The sequence below is a fragment of the Pseudofrankia coriaricola genome (assembly GCF_032027725.1).
Taxonomy (GTDB): Bacteria; Actinomycetota; Actinomycetes; order Frankiales; family Frankiaceae; genus Pseudofrankia.
Genome location: NZ_JASNFO010000002.1, coordinates 244,827 through 258,837, shown reverse-complemented (window position 1 = coordinate 258,837; position 14,011 = coordinate 244,827). Strand labels below are relative to the sequence as shown.

The following is a 14,011-nucleotide window of genomic DNA, read 5'->3' as shown; positions in this document are numbered from 1 at the left end:
TGCGGCAACCATGCCGCGAAGACCAACCGCCGAGGCCCCGTTGAAAGGGCTCCGTCGAGAGGGCCCCGCTGACGGGATTTGGCCGTCGCATGACTCGCGTGCGTGTCACTGTTGGTGATCAGTCTATTGCGTCGAGCACCACGCAGGGCTAGAGGCCAAAGGTCACATACGCGTATAGTCACATCGATTACCGTGTGTATGCGATTCGATTGCGCATCGCGATTGGTTTCCCTCGCGGCGGGCTGAGGCCGAGGCCCGCCCGGGCCATGCGCGAATACCACCCTGAATGACGATGGGCACACCTTGTGTGGTCCGGTAGAACGGTACGAGTGGACCGGCACCTCGAAGCAGGCGCCGAGGCGGTAGAGACCGAGGCGCTCCACCCCGTTCGCTTCCGTCCGGACAGCTTCCCCACCGGAGGCGACGTCCGTCCGGACGGTGGCGTGCGTCCAGAGGGCGGCTCCCGTGCCGCCGAGCTCTCCCGGGGCCCGAGCCTGAGCCGTGCCGGCGCCGAAGGTGCCGTGCCTCGCGGCGAGTCGGGCCCGTTGCGGGTAGTCGTCGCGGACGACGCCGATGGCGTGCGTGACCTGATCTGCCTCCTGCTGGACCTGGAGCCGGACTTCACCATCGTGGGCCGGGCCGCCAACGGCGCCGAGGCGATCGACCTCGTCGCCGAGACCGGTCCGGACCTCGTCATCCTCGATGTGGCGATGCCGGTGCTCGACGGGATCGCCGCGCTGCCCGAGGTGCGCCGGCTGGTGCCGGGTGCCCGGGTCGTCGTCTTCACCGGCTTCTCCGCGCACACGGTACGTGACGAGGCGCTGGCCCTTGGCGCCGACGACGTGATGGAGAAGGGCCTTGGCTCAGGCCCGCTCGTCGATCGCCTGCGCGCCGTCTGCCGGCGCCCGGCGCCCGCGGCCTGAGCCCCGGACAAACCGCCACCAAGGCGCCCGGGAGCTACTATCCCGATTCGTCTGGTGGGTAATTGTCGTTAGCTCAGCGTGCAGAGGATCGATTAGGCCACAACTGCGGCACGTCGGTCACATCTGTGAAACCATAGGTCCCATGACTGCGCCCCAACCGACCACACGGCCGCTGGCCATGGCGGTTGAGGGTGCTCCGGAGCTTCTACTGGTCGCGCGTCTGCACGTCGACCTGCTCCGGGTAGCCAGCGCCTGCTGTCGTCGCGCCTGCTGACCCCGCCGTCCCCTTTCGCCGGTCACAGCCCAGTTCCCTGGGCCTGTCGTGCCCGCCGGGGACGTTCCCGGATCCTGGCGCCGTCCAGCCGTTCGGCGCTCCGCTACCCGCGTCGCGAGAGATCAGATGACTTCTCCTGCACGGCCCGCACGCCCGGCCCGCCCGAAGGGCCAGGGCCAGTGGGCCCTCGGCTACACCGAGCCGCTCAACGCCAACGAGCGGATGAAGAAGGATCAGGGCGGCCTCGAGGTCCGTGACCGGATTCTCAATCGTTATCCCTACACCGGGTTCGACAGCATCGATCCGCAGGACCTGCGCGGCCGATTCCGCTGGTGGGGCCTCTACACCCAGCGCAAGCCCGGTATCGACGGCGGCCGTACCGCGATCCTGGAGCCCGAGGAGATCGAGGACTCCTACTTCATGCAGCGGATCCGCCTGGACGGCGGGCGGATGACATCCGACCAGCTGCGGGTGATCGGCGACATCTCGACCCGCTACGGCCGGGACGTCGCCGACGTCACCGACCGGCAGAACATCCAGCTGCACTGGATCCGGATCGAGGACGTCCCCGCGATCTGGGGCGCGCTCGAGGGCGCCGGCATGACCACCGAGGAGTCCTGCGGCGACACCCCGCGCGTCATGGTCGGCTGCCCGCTGGCCGGCGTCGACGGCGACGAGATCATCGACGCCACCCCGGCGATCGAGGAGACTGTGCGCCGCTTCGTCGGCGACCCGTCGCTGGCGAACCTGCCGCGCAAGTTCAAGTCGGCGATGTCGGGGTGCGTCGACCACTGCACGCTCCACGAGATCAACGACATCGCCTTCGTCGGTGTCGTCCACCCGGAGCTCGGGCCCGGCTACGACCTGTGGGTCGGCGGCGGCCTGTCCACGAACCCGAAGCTGGGCGTCCGGCTGGGGACGTTCGTGCAGCCGGACCGGGTCGCCGAGGTCTGGCACGGCGTGGCCTCGCTGTTCCGCGACTACGGCTACCGGCGGATGCGCACCCGCGCCCGGCTGAAGTTCCTGGTCGCCGACATGGGCACGGAGTGGGTGCGGGCCACCCTGGAGAAGGAGTACCTCGACACGCCGCTGCCGGACGGCCCGCCGCCGGCGCCGCCGCGCTCCGAAGGGCGCGACCACATCGGCATCCACCGGCAGGCGGACGGCAGGTTCGCCGTCGGCTTCGCGCCGCGCGCCGGCCGTCTCACCGGGACCACGCTGACGGTCGTCGCGAACCTCGCCGACCAGTACGGCCAGGGCCGCATCCGCGCGACCACGTCGCAGAAGCTGGTCATCCTCGACGTCGCCGAGAGCGACGTGCCGGCGCTCGAGAAGGACCTGGCGGCACTCGACCTGGTGGTGCGTCCGAGCGTGTTCCGCCGCGGCACGATGGCCTGCACCGGCATCGAGTTCTGCAAGCTCGCGATCGTCGAGACCAAGGCCAACGCCGCCACCCTCATCGAGGAGCTGGAGCGGCGGCTGCCCGAGTTCGACGAGCCGGTCGGGATCAACGTCAACGGCTGCCCGAACGCCTGCGCCCGTTTCCAGGTCGCGGACATCGGCCTGAAGGGGTCGCTCGTGCCCGGACCGGGCGGCGAGATGGTCGAGGGCTTCCAGCTGCACCTCGGCGGCCACCTCGGCACCCGCTCGCGGCTGGGCCGCAAGTCGCGCGGCCTGAAGATCACCTCGGACGAGCTGGTCGACTACGTCGTCGGGTTGCTGAAGACCTACCAGGCCGAGCGCGCCGACGGCGAGGCGTTCGCCGACTGGGTCGAGCGGGTGGACGAGTCGATCCTCACCCACGACGCGGTCATGGCGCACCAGTGAGCACGGGTCGCGCGGTGCCCTTCTACTGCCCGTACTGCGGCGAAGAGGACCTCGTTCCCGATATCCCGGAAGGCGCGACCGGCGAGGGGCACGGCCACTGGGCGTGCCGCGCCTGCCAGCGCTCCTTCCGGCTGAGCCTCACCGCGCTCGCCAGCTCCGCCACGATCACCGGTAGCACTCCTGGCACCGCCCCTGGCACCACTAGTGATCCCGCGGACAACGGCCTCCGGGCGAGCGAAAGAAGATCATTTTCGCACGCCCTTTGGCCCTCCAGCACGACCGCACCGGAGGAGAACGGCTGATGGACGCCGGATTGAAGACCCGCGCGGAGCGGGCCGACAGGGACCTCGCCGACGCACCCGCCGAAGAGGTGCTGCGCTGGGCCGTCGAGGAGTTCGGCACGAAACTGGTCGTCGCCGCCTCGATGGCCGAGGCCGTCCTGGTCGACATGCTCGCGAAGATCCGGTCCGACGTGCCGGTCGTGTTCATCGACACCGGCTACCACTTCGCCGAGACGGTCGGAACCCGCGACGCGGTGGCCGCGACCTACAACCTGCCGCTGATCAGCGTCCGGCCGCAGCTGACCGTCGCCGGCCAGGACGCCGTCCACGGCAAGGACCTGTACGCCAGCGACCCGGACCTGTGCTGCCGGATGCGCAAGGTCGTCCCGCTGGACCGGGCGCTCGCCCCGTACAAGGCGTGGGCGGCCGGGTCACGGCGTGCCGAGTCGGCCGGCCGCCGCAGTCTGCCGGTCGTCGGCTGGGACGAGCGGCGCGGCAAGGTGAAGATCCACCCGCTCGCGACCTGGACGGACGAGGACGTCGAACGCTATGTCGCCGAGCACAACGTGATCGTCAACCCGCTGCTGTCCGACGGCTACGAGTCGGTCGGCTGCTGGCCCTGCACCCAGCGCGGCGCCGGCCGCGCCGGCCGCTGGGCGGGTTCCACCAAGACTGAGTGCGGAATCCATTAGTGGTTGAGCGGGACGGTGTCGGGGCGAGTGCCGTAGGTCGGTAACGTTCCGTGGGTGGCCAGTGGGGGGTTGGATGGCGGCGGAGCCTCGGCGCGCCTTGGCGGCGCGGGGACAGGGCGCCGCGGCCACGTCTGGCTGGTCGGCGCGGGCCCCGGCGACCCAGGCCTGATCACTGTGCGTGGCGCCGAGCTGCTGGCGGGCGCCGACGTGATTGTCAGCGACCTGGCGGCGGACGCCCCGTTGCACGGCTACACCCATGCCGGCGCCGAGATCGTGCGAGTCGGCCCTGACGGCGACGCGCGCGGCCAGGACGAGGTGAACGCGGTGCTGGTCGACCGCGCGCGGCGCGGCGCCCGCGTGGTGCGGCTCAAGGTCGGTGACCCCTACCTGCTGGGCCGGGGCGGCGAGGAATCCGAGGCCTGCGCCGCCGCCGGCATCGGCGTGACAGTCGTGCCGGGAGTGTCGTCCGCGCTCGCCGGACCGGCCTACGCCGGCATTCCGGTGACCCACCGGGGCATCGCCCAGGATGTCGCGATCGTCGCCGGCCACCTGCCGCCGGGCCACCCGGACTCGACGGTCGACTGGTCGGCGCTCGCCTCTCCGTCGCTCACCGTTGTGATCATGATGGGTGTCGCGCACCTGGTCGCGATCGCGGACGCGCTGCTCGCGGCTGGCCGTGAGCCGAGCACCCCGGTCGCCGTGGTCGAGCGTGCCACCACCACCGCCCAGCGGGTGCTGCGCACCACGCTGGATTCGCTGGGCGCGGACGCGGTCGAGACGGGAGTGCGCTCGCCGGCCGTGATCGTCGTCGGCGACGTCGCGGCCCGCATCGACGCCCGCGGCACAGCTTCTCGGCCTGCCTCGGCGCGCCTCGTTCCGCCCCGCCTCGCGGCTCCGGCTGGGACGAGGCCGCGGCCACGGGCGGGGCCAGGGCCGGGACCCGACGGCGGCTGGAAGGAGCACGACGTGGACGGGCGGGACGGCCCGGACGGACTCGGTGGCCAGCCGGAGCGGCTGGCGCTGCCCGCCCCGCCGGCGGACGGCGCCACCGGTCCGCTGGCCGGCATGCGGGTACTGGTGCCGCGTACCAGGGACCGCCCCGGCCTGCTCGCGCGCGGCCTGCGCAGCCAGGGCGCCGACGTGGTCGAGACGGTGGTGTCGCGCCTGTCGCCGGTACCGGACGCGGGCGCGCTGCTGGAGGCGCTGCCGGGCGCGGACTCGCTGGTCCTCGCCGACGCGGACGAGGTGGGCGCCGTGGTCGCCCTGCTGCGTGCCGCCGGGCGCGACGTACGGGCGCTGGCCGGCCTCACACTGGTGTCCGAGTCCGAGTCGGCCGCGGCGGCGCTGGACGCGCTCGGGCTCGCGAACGTCCGCCCCTCGGCCCAGGTACAGGTGGCGCATGTCGTCGTAACCGACATCCCGGTGACCGGTCTGCGGGTCGCCGTCTGCGCCGGTGCGGCGCCGCCGATGGGCGTCCGGACTGTCCGCAGGATCACCCTGCAGACCGACGTCCCGGCGGAACGGGACCCGATGATCGCGGAAGAGCTGCGCCGTGGCGCGCTGCATGCCGTCGCGTTCGCCTCGTCCACGGCCGCCCGGATCACCGCCGAGCTCTATGGCCCGTTGCCGCCCGGCCTCGTGGTGGCCGCCATGGGCCGGCGAACGGTCGTCGCCTGTCGCCAGGCCGGCATCCGGGTCGACGCGGTCGCTGACGAGCCCGGCATCGCCGGCCTCGTCACCGCCATCTGCCGGCTGGCGGGCGTGGGCGACGACCAGATGTGACCGGTTCCTTGCCGACCCCCGCTAGGCCAGGCGGTCGGCGATGCGGGCACGGACAGTGGTGATCACGCCGGGGTGCAGCCCGAGCGGCTCCGTCATCGTCCAGGAGGTGCCCGGATGCGTGGCGCGGGCGGCGTCGAGCGCCTCCGGGATGTCTCGCGCGGTGTGTTTTCCCTCGAACAGGAAGAACGGATGCGCGACGATCTGGGTACAGCCGGCCGCTACCAGCGCCGCGTATCCGTCCGCGATGTCCGGCCGCAACACGTCCAGGAAGGCTGGTTCCACCGCGGCCCACGCCGGCGGTGCCCCGGCATCCACCGTCGGCTCCGCCGCCAGCGCCGCCGCGAGCGCCCGCACGGTCGCGTTGGCCTCATCCCGCCGCGACCCGTGCCCGATGACCAGCAGACCTCGCATGTCCCTAGTCTGCGCCGTCATCTGGGCCGCGCGGCCGGTGCGTGGCCTGTCCGCGAGCCGGCCGTGGACCTTCACGTCCAGTGCGATCACCATGGTTCCAGGTCTTGCGTCGCAACCCGGCCCTGGAGGCTCTCTCCCTCCATGTCCGGGATGCTGACCAGACTTCGGACCTATTTATCTGGCACGCCATTGGTGCCGGTAAGCGCTAGAAGAGCGCTTACCGGTGTCATGATGACGTCATGCCATGACTGGAGCCGCTGAAACTCCTATTGGCGGCATGAGCAGTAGGTGATTTGCGGTACAGTCGGGGCATGGCAGACGCGACGCGACCCTTCGGTAGCTGGCGGCTGCGCGGCGGGCGGTACGACACGCCCGGTCTGCCCGTCGAGATGCTGTCGGAGCTCGCGCTTTACCAGCGACTGGTCCTAGATGTCGCCCAGAATCTCTACAAGCAACGGCACCCACTGCGGCGGCGGATCCCTCGCGGGTTCTCTGCTGGTTTTGATCTCCGGCTGACCGAGGTGCGGCACGGTAGTGTAGTTCCGGTACTTGAGACGCCGATCCTGGCGGAGCAGGACGAGATCGACCGGATGCCAGATGGGATCTTCGACGAATCGCGGCTGCTGATACAGAACGCTCTCCGTATGATCGCCGATGAGGGTGCGCTCCCTCGCGACTTTCCGATACCTGCTCTACGCGAGTTCGCACGGTTTGGCCGGAGCCTGAAGGACGATGAGTTCATCGTCTTCGACGAGGGCTCCCCGGCTCAGGCAACCTATTCCCGCGAGGTCCGCCGGAAGATCCAGGCCTTTACCAGGCGCGTGCTCTTCGAGGTCGAGGTTGTCGTAGTGGGTCAGATTACCGGGCTGCTCGCTGACCGGTCGGCTTTCGAGATCAGACTGTCATCCACCGGGAGGACGGTTGCTGGCGGTTATTCGGCTGACGATGTCTTCCCGGACCTGGTTGCCCATCTGGGCAGCTCGAGTATGGCGCCGACGGTTGCGCTCAACTGCGTGGCGCTCCAGGACAGGGATGAGAACATCCTTGAAATAAAGGATGTTCTCGGTGTCGAGCCAGTGCTGCCCGAGGAGTGGTCCGCGCGGCTGAAGGAGATCGCGGAAATGCCGGCGGGGTGGTACGACGGAAGCGGGGAGCCGATCTCCCGGCTGACCGTTCGACAGGCAGAGACGCTTCTGTTGGAACTGCTTGAGAACGGTGTCCACGGCCACCACGTGTACCCGATGCCTGACGGCGGGATCCAGCTCGAATGGCCACACGAGCATGGTGAAGTCTCGATGGAGATCAAGCCTGGAAATATTCTCGTGTCGTACTACTTCAACAAGAGAAATGACGGCGACGACCGGGAGCTGACCTGCGCGTGGCGGGACGTCGACCGGATGGTGGCCTTCATTCGCGAGGGGATCGATGTCGTCCAAAGACTCGGAGCCTGACCTTCTTCCGGGTGAGCAGATACTGTCTGACGCTGACGAGCTTCTCTGGCGTCAGGTCCACCCCGCCTTCGTGAGCAGAGGACGGATTACCAGCCAGGCATTTACGCCGACCGAGAAGGACGCCGGACAGCTGTCGGTGTCCCGAAGCGCCCTCGTCACCGCCGAGCGGGCCCATCGGCATCACACGGAAGTTCTGGGCCTGGCCTCGGTGGGTTCATACGCCGTGTCGGTCGGAGACGTATCCGCGGAAGATCTTCGGGTGATTGACGACGCGGAGTCCACGATGGTGCTCGAGAGCGCGCCGCCTGGGCATGCCTACATCGACTTCAGACCTCGTCTCCCCGAAGGAGCCGGGCGCCTCAGGAAGATTGCGGCAAGACTCCGCGACGCGGCGGAAGCCCGCGGCCCCCACCATTCGCCTCGGCCGCCCGTCGTGGGCTAAACGGTATGCCCCCAGTCTGTGGCCGCCGCGCAGACTCAGCCGCTCAGTGCATCGACCGGCTGAGGATTCGCTACCCGCTGAGGAGAGTGCTGGTGCTCGCGGGTTCCGTCGTTGACGTGCGTGCGGCGCTCGCGTTCTTCGCTGGCCAGTTCACGACCGCCGCGAACATCGCGCATCGGGCGAGGCTCCCCACCGTCCGCGAACTCGCCCACCGGCTCACCGATCGTCGAGCCCTACCACCAGGCCACCGTCTGAACCACGCCGTCCGACGGCACCCGTCACCTGACATCGTCAACGCAGAACTCTGCGCGGCTTCGAGGAAGGCACTACCTCCCATGCGCGATCACAACACGGGACCCACGGATGGCAACGCCACCAACGCGCAGCAACTCAACCCCGTCAAACCAGTCCCCGCCTTCTACCTCCAGTACCCCCTGGGATGGAGCGCGTCACTGCAAAGCGACGCCAGGACGGGAAAAGTGCAGGTCGCCCGGATCGACCACGGTGCCGCCATCGGCGGAGTCCTCGTCCGCGACCTCGTGAACCTCGGCCCCGTACTCGCCTTTTCCCAGGCAGAATGGCACGCCTTCCTCGACGGAGCTGCCAACGGCCAGTTCCGCTACTGAGAGTGAGATCGTGCCGCCCGTCGCCGCGCGCCGCGCGGGCGAAGATCGGGGTCTCTGCTCCCTGGTGGTCGTTGGCGGGCTGAGGAACAGCCCACGAGGGAGCAGAAACAGCGATCAAGCGTCGCGCGGGCTAGGCCGCCGGCGTGCCGTCGTCGGAGCTGTGGCCGGGGAAGACCTTGGCGGAGGGGTCGATGACCGGGGCCGCGTTGTTGACGGCGGTCGCGACCTCGCCGAAGCCGGTGGCGATCAGGCGGACCTTGCCGGGGTACTCGGTGATGTCGCCCGCGGCGAAGATGCGCTCGACGCCGGTGTACATCGTCGTGTCCACCACGATGTGCCGCTTGTCGATGTTGAGGCCCCAGCGGGTGAGAGGGCCGAGGTCGGCGGTGAAGCCGAGCGCGGCGACGACGGCCTGGGCCTCGCGGACCTGGCGCTCGCCGGACTTGCTGTGGACCAGCTCGACCTTCTCGATCCGCTCGTCGCCGCTGATGGCGGCGACCTCTGTGAAGGTGAGCACCTCGCAGGAGGAGGCATGCACCCGGTCGACGGTGTGCTGGTGGGCGCGGAACTTGTCCCGGCGGTGCACAACCGTGACCGACTTCGCCAGCGGCTCCAGCGCCAGCGCCCAGTCGAACGCGCTGTCGCCGCCACCGACCACCACGACGTCCAGGTCGCGGTAGTCGTCGAGGCGGGGCACGAAGTACACCAGGCCGCGCCCCAGGTGCTCGACGCCGGTCGGCAGCGGGCGCGGAGTGAAGGTGCCGAGGCCGCCGGTGATGATGATGACCTTGGCGCGGACCCTCAGGCCCTTCGGGCTGGTCACCACGATGGCATCTGGTTCGTGCGCGATCTCGGCGGCCTGCTGGTCGAGCAGGTAGGTCGGGTTGAACGGCGCCACCTGCTCGACGAGCGCGTTGACGAGCTCACGCCCGCGCACCGCCGGGAAGCCCGCGACGTCGTAGATGACCTTTTCCGGGTACATAGCGGTCACCTGGCCGCCCGGCTCGGGAAGCGAGTCCATCAGCGCGACCGACATGCCGCGGAAACCCGCGTAGTAGGCGCCGAACAGCCCGGCCGGGCCGGCGCCGACGATGAGCATGTCGACCGAATGGTCGACGGACGTGTCACCCATGGCGTATCTCCATCCGCTGGCACCCGGGCCCCGGCCCTGAGGATCACTGCGGGCCCAGGCGGGCCCGGACTACCGATGGCCCGACCGTGCCTAGAGGGCCAAGAGCGTGCGAAATGCTCTTCCTTCGCACGCCCGGCGGCCGTTGCCCCAGGATCTAAGGGCAACGCCCCGGCCCGGCAGAGTCCTTCCGCCCGGCCGAGCCCCAGGCTCCGGTTCGATGCCACTGGAGTACTCCTAGGGCTTCATACTGCCCGACGTCCGGGTCACGTGCCCTGATCCGGCTTGTCGGAGAGTCGGGGCGAGGCGCTGGGCGCGCTCGCCCCGTGTCGGGCGCTGGGCGCCCTCCTCGCGTGGTGCCGGGCCCCTGGCATATGGCGGTGGTGGGGCTTGGGCCGGGCTGACGACGTGGTCGGGTTGGTACTGCGCCGATGCGCTGTCGCCAGGTGTGGGTGAGTTGCGCTTACTGGTCGCTGGAACGGTGTCGCGGGCCGCGGCGCGACTGGACAGGTGTGGGTGAGTTGCGCTTACTGGTCGCTGGGGCGGCGTCGCGGGGCGCCGTGCGGCCGGACATCCGAGCCCATGGGATGTCGGCGGTTGGACAGCGGTGGTCGGCCGACTGTGACAATCGTCGCGCCGTTTGCCCGGGAAGGGTCAGAACTTAGACAAGTTGACGGAAGCCACTGGCTGGCGGGTTACCGTCGGCCAGTACAAGGCCAGAGGTCCCAGGATCACGGGGCTCGGGAACAGGTCCCGCGGCCTCCGGGGCTTCGGGCCGCCAGAGAGTCGTACGGCATGCGATCCGGATCATGGTCCGGGTGCCTGGACGATCGTGGACGATAGAATGAGGTCGACGAGCGGGGTGGCAGTGTCGGAACGATCGGTCTGGACGGAGCGGTCCGCGGGCCCACCGGTTCCCGGTGATCAGCTGCGCTCCTCCGACCCGCGCATGATCGGCCGGTACGAACTGTTGAGCCGGCTCGGCGCCGGCGGGATGGGCGCCGTCTACCTCGCCCTGGACTCCAGCGGCCGACGGGTCGCGATCAAGGTGATCCGTGGCGAGCTCGCCAACGACCCGGAGTTCCGCGCCCGCTTCGGCGACGAGGTGACGGCCGCCCGGCGGGTCGCGCCCTTCTGCACCGCGGAGGTGCTCGACGCCGACCCGGACGCCCGGCAGCCGTATCTCGTCACCGAGTACATCGACGGCAAGCGGCTGGACACCGTCGTCGAGGAGTCGGGCCCGCTCGGCAAGTCCACGCTACAGGGCGTGGCCATCGGCGTGGCCAGCGCGCTGACCGCGATCCACGGCGCCGGGATCGTGCACCGCGACCTCAAGCCCAGCAACGTCATGCTGTCCTACTCGGGCCCGCGGGTGATCGACTTCGGGATCGCCCGCGCGCTGGACGCGGTCGCGAACCGTACCCGTTCCGGCATCGTGCTCGGGTCGCTTGGCTGGATGGCCCCCGAGCAGATGGAGGGCAGCCCGGTCGGGCCCGCCACCGACATCTTCGCCTGGGGCCTGCTGATCGGCTACGCCGCGACGGGCGTCCACCCGTACGGCGAGGGCACCTTCTACGAGATCTCCGAACGGGTGCTGGTCGGCAGTCCCGACCTTTCCGGCATCCCGACCGACCTGCGCCCCGTCGTCGCCGCGACGCTGGGCCGCGACCCGCGGCTGCGGCCGTCGGCGGACCAGATCCTGCTGACGCTGCTCGGCGAGACCGGGCGGGGCAACGTCCGGGCGGCCGCTACCCGGGTGCTCGGCGGCACGTGGCCGGGCGTCGAGCAGGGCGCCGCCGGGCTCGACCCGACCCGGATCGGCGGCCCGACGGAGGCGCCCGCGCGCCACGGCGGTGCCGGCGCGGCCCGGCCGGGCGCGAGGGCCCGGCCCGGCGCGGCTGCCGGGTACGGCGACGGCGGCTACCAGGGCGGACAGGCGCCCGCCCCGCGCCAGCCCGCTGGCTACGCCGGTGACGGCCACTACGGCCAGCCTGGGGATCCGCGCGCCGGTGGCAGGCAGGGCGCCGGCTATGCGGGCGGCGCGGTGGACAGGGCCGCGCGAGACGCTGGCCGTAAGCCCCGCGGCGGTGGCTACATCCGCTACGAGGAGCCACCGGCTCCCGCGCCCGCCCCGCCGGCCCGGCGGCCGGCCGCCCGCGAGCCGGCGCCCTACCGGCCCCCGTACCAGCCGCCCGCGCCGGCTCGCCCGGCGCCGCCAGCGCCGCCGCCCGCTCCCGCGCCGGTGCCGCGCCGTGAGCGTCCCGTTCGGCGCCGTCGCGGTTTCCGGCTCCGGATCCCGTTCAAGAAGACGATCCTCTTCGTACTGATCGTCCTGCTCCTGCTCTCGGCGGCCGATCGGATCGCGAGCGCGATCGACAAGCAGCGCCAGGCGGTCTGGGACCGTGTCGTGAACCGAGTGGAGCAGCAGATCGACGAATGGCGCGGCAAGGCGACCAGCGACCTGCCGGGCCAGGTGAACCAGCTGCCGGGCCAGCTGCGAGACCGGTTCGAGGACAGGGCGGGCAGTGGTGCCGCCAGCGGCGCGCCGCCGGCGGCGACGCCCTGACAGCTCCTACGCTGGGTGACGACAGTCCAGACAGAAAGTGTTCTGGGCGCATGATGTAGGTGCCTGGCAGGTACAACCCCGTCATGGCGAACTTCACGCAGCGGGTCTCGGAGATGCTGCACAACCCGAAGGCCCACGAGATGATCAACAAGGTCAAGTCGCAGGCCACCAAGCCGGAAAACAAGGCAAAGATCACGCACTTCAAGGACAAGCTCCGCAGCTTCGGCTCGTCCTCGTCTGACCGTGGTGGCCCCCGCTACTGACCGCCGGATCCGCCCCCTCCGCCCCGGCGCACGCCTGTGCCGGGGCGGAACGGGATGCCTTCGGCCTGTGTGGTCGATCCCACTGGGCCGCCGTGCCTTCCCGGAGGAGGCCGGCGTCGAGGGTGGGGAAGATAGCATCTGGCCGGTGAGCGAGATCCGATCCTTGCTGGCCCGGGCCGCCGACGGCGGCCGGATCACGCCCGATGAGGCGCTACTGCTCTATACGCAGGCGCCGCTGCACGAACTCGGGCAGGCCGCGGACGCCGTGCGTCGGCGCCGCTTCCCGGACGGCATCGCGACCTACATCATCGATCGCAACATCAACTACACCAACGTCTGTGTGACCGCCTGCAGGTTCTGTGCCTTCTACCGGGCGCCGAAACACCCGGAAGGCTGGGTCCGCGACATCGACGACATCGTCGCCAAGTGCGGCGAGGCGGTCGATCTGGGTGCCACCCAGATCATGCTGCAGGGCGGTCACCATCCGGACTTCGGCATCGAGTGGTACGAGAGCGCCTTCTCCGCCATCAAGGCCGCTTATCCACAGCTGGCGCTGCACTCGCTCGGTGCGAGCGAGGTCGTGCACATCGGCCGCACCTCCGGGCTGACACACGAGCAGGTCATCGTCCGGCTGCGCGACGCGGGCCTGGACAGCTTCGCCGGCGCGGGGGCCGAGATCCTCACCGAGCGTCCGCGGGCCGCGATCGCCCCGCTCAAGGAGCCCGGCCACGTCTGGCTGTCGGTCATGGAGACCGCTCACGGCCTTGGCCTGGAGTCGACGGCGACGTTCATGATGGGCACCGGCGAGACCAACGCCGAGCGCATCGAACACATGCGGATGATCCGCGACGTCCAGGACCGCACCGGTGGATTCCGCTCGTTCATCCCATGGACCTACCAGCCGGAGAACAACCACCTGCGCGGTCGCACCCAGGCGACGACGTTCGAGTACCTGCGCCTGGTCGCCGTCGCACGGCTGTTCTTCGACAACGTCGCCCATCTGCAGGGCTCGTGGCTCACCACCGGCAAGGAGGTCGGCCAGCTCACGCTGCACATGGGCGCCGACGACCTGGGCTCGGTGATGCTGGAGGAGAACGTGGTCTCCTCCGCCGGCGCGCGGCACCGCACCAACCGGGCCGAGCTGATCCACCTGATCCGCGCGGCCGACCGGATCCCCGCCCAGCGCGACACCCTCTACAACCACCTGGTCGTCCACCGCGACCCGGCCGACGACCCGCTCGACGAGCGCGTCGCCTCGCACTTCTCGTCCACCGCCCTCCCGCTCGTCCAGGCGAGCTGACCCGCCGTGGTGGCGGCGCCGCAAGGCGATCCCGACGTGGCCGC

The 14,011-nt window shown here is 70.3% G+C and carries 13 protein-coding genes; 11 read left to right on the top strand and 2 right to left on the bottom strand.

Annotation, left to right across the window (positions count from 1 at the left end; genetic code table 11):
• Nucleotides 1-329: 329 nt before the first annotated feature.
• The 6 genes from QOZ89_RS03200 to cobA all read left to right on the top strand — a co-directional run bounded on the left by QOZ89_RS03200 (nucleotide 330) and on the right by cobA (nucleotide 5,779).
• Nucleotides 330-923 carry a response regulator transcription factor gene (locus tag QOZ89_RS03200; protein WP_241841964.1) on the top strand — a complete coding sequence of 198 codons (594 nt, stop codon included), beginning with the start codon at nucleotides 330-332 and terminating at the stop codon, nucleotides 921-923.
• Nucleotides 924-1,065: 142 nt separating this feature from the next.
• Nucleotides 1,066-1,197 carry a putative leader peptide gene (locus QOZ89_RS47130; RefSeq protein WP_491677170.1) on the top strand — a complete coding sequence of 44 codons (132 nt, stop codon included), beginning with the start codon at nucleotides 1,066-1,068 and terminating at the stop codon, nucleotides 1,195-1,197.
• Nucleotides 1,198-1,323: 126 nt separating this feature from the next.
• Nucleotides 1,324-3,024 carry a nitrite/sulfite reductase gene (locus tag QOZ89_RS03195; RefSeq protein ID WP_071050818.1) on the top strand — a complete coding sequence of 567 codons (1,701 nt, stop codon included), beginning with the start codon at nucleotides 1,324-1,326 and terminating at the stop codon, nucleotides 3,022-3,024.
• Nucleotides 3,021-3,326: a transposase gene (locus tag QOZ89_RS03190; RefSeq protein ID WP_241841963.1), complete on the top strand. Its 306-nt coding sequence runs from the start codon at nucleotides 3,021-3,023 to the stop codon at nucleotides 3,324-3,326. The genes QOZ89_RS03195 and QOZ89_RS03190 overlap by 4 nt, the downstream gene beginning before the upstream one ends.
• On the top strand, nucleotides 3,326-3,997 hold the full coding sequence (locus tag QOZ89_RS03185) for a phosphoadenylyl-sulfate reductase (RefSeq protein WP_071050816.1): 672 nt from the start codon (nucleotides 3,326-3,328) through the stop codon (nucleotides 3,995-3,997). Before QOZ89_RS03190 ends, QOZ89_RS03185 begins: the two co-directional genes overlap by 1 nt.
• 54 nt (nucleotides 3,998-4,051) lie before the next feature.
• A complete protein-coding gene (gene cobA / locus QOZ89_RS03180) occupies nucleotides 4,052-5,779 on the top strand; it encodes a uroporphyrinogen-III C-methyltransferase (protein WP_312622918.1) in 1,728 nt (575 codons plus the stop codon).
• 21 nt (nucleotides 5,780-5,800) lie between these two features.
• Here the strand turns inward: cobA and QOZ89_RS03175 are convergent, their stop codons facing one another.
• A complete protein-coding gene (locus tag QOZ89_RS03175) occupies nucleotides 5,801-6,283 on the bottom strand; it encodes a sirohydrochlorin chelatase (RefSeq protein ID WP_397428665.1) in 483 nt (160 codons plus the stop codon).
• Nucleotides 6,284-6,501: 218 nt separating this feature from the next.
• On the opposite strand from QOZ89_RS03175, the gene QOZ89_RS03170 reads away from it, so the two are divergent.
• Nucleotides 6,502-7,641 (top strand): hypothetical protein, encoded by a 1,140-nt coding sequence (locus tag QOZ89_RS03170; RefSeq protein WP_071050813.1) that lies wholly within the window; start codon nucleotides 6,502-6,504, stop codon nucleotides 7,639-7,641.
• 534 nt (nucleotides 7,642-8,175) lie between these two features.
• Entirely contained in the window at nucleotides 8,176-8,709 is a 534-nt protein-coding gene (locus QOZ89_RS03165) for a DUF397 domain-containing protein (protein WP_312622917.1), read from the top strand.
• Nucleotides 8,710-8,839: 130 nt separating this feature from the next.
• Here the strand turns inward: QOZ89_RS03165 and QOZ89_RS03160 are convergent, their stop codons facing one another.
• Nucleotides 8,840-9,841, bottom strand: coding sequence for an NAD(P)/FAD-dependent oxidoreductase (locus QOZ89_RS03160; protein ID WP_071050808.1), 1,002 nt, complete (start codon nucleotides 9,839-9,841; stop codon nucleotides 8,840-8,842).
• 841 nt (nucleotides 9,842-10,682) lie between these two features.
• Here QOZ89_RS03160 and QOZ89_RS03155 point away from each other — a divergent pair.
• From QOZ89_RS03155 to mqnC, 3 genes are all read left to right on the top strand, one after another.
• Nucleotides 10,683-12,404 carry a serine/threonine-protein kinase gene (locus QOZ89_RS03155; protein ID WP_116271649.1) on the top strand — a complete coding sequence of 574 codons (1,722 nt, stop codon included), beginning with the start codon at nucleotides 10,683-10,685 and terminating at the stop codon, nucleotides 12,402-12,404.
• 59 nt (nucleotides 12,405-12,463) lie between these two features.
• Entirely contained in the window at nucleotides 12,464-12,667 is a 204-nt protein-coding gene (locus tag QOZ89_RS03150) for a hypothetical protein (protein ID WP_241841962.1), read from the top strand.
• A 145-nt stretch (nucleotides 12,668-12,812) separates the two neighbouring features.
• Nucleotides 12,813-13,967: a cyclic dehypoxanthinyl futalosine synthase gene (gene mqnC / locus QOZ89_RS03145; protein ID WP_083419154.1), complete on the top strand. Its 1,155-nt coding sequence runs from the start codon at nucleotides 12,813-12,815 to the stop codon at nucleotides 13,965-13,967.
• The last annotated feature ends 44 nt before the right edge of the window (nucleotides 13,968-14,011 follow it).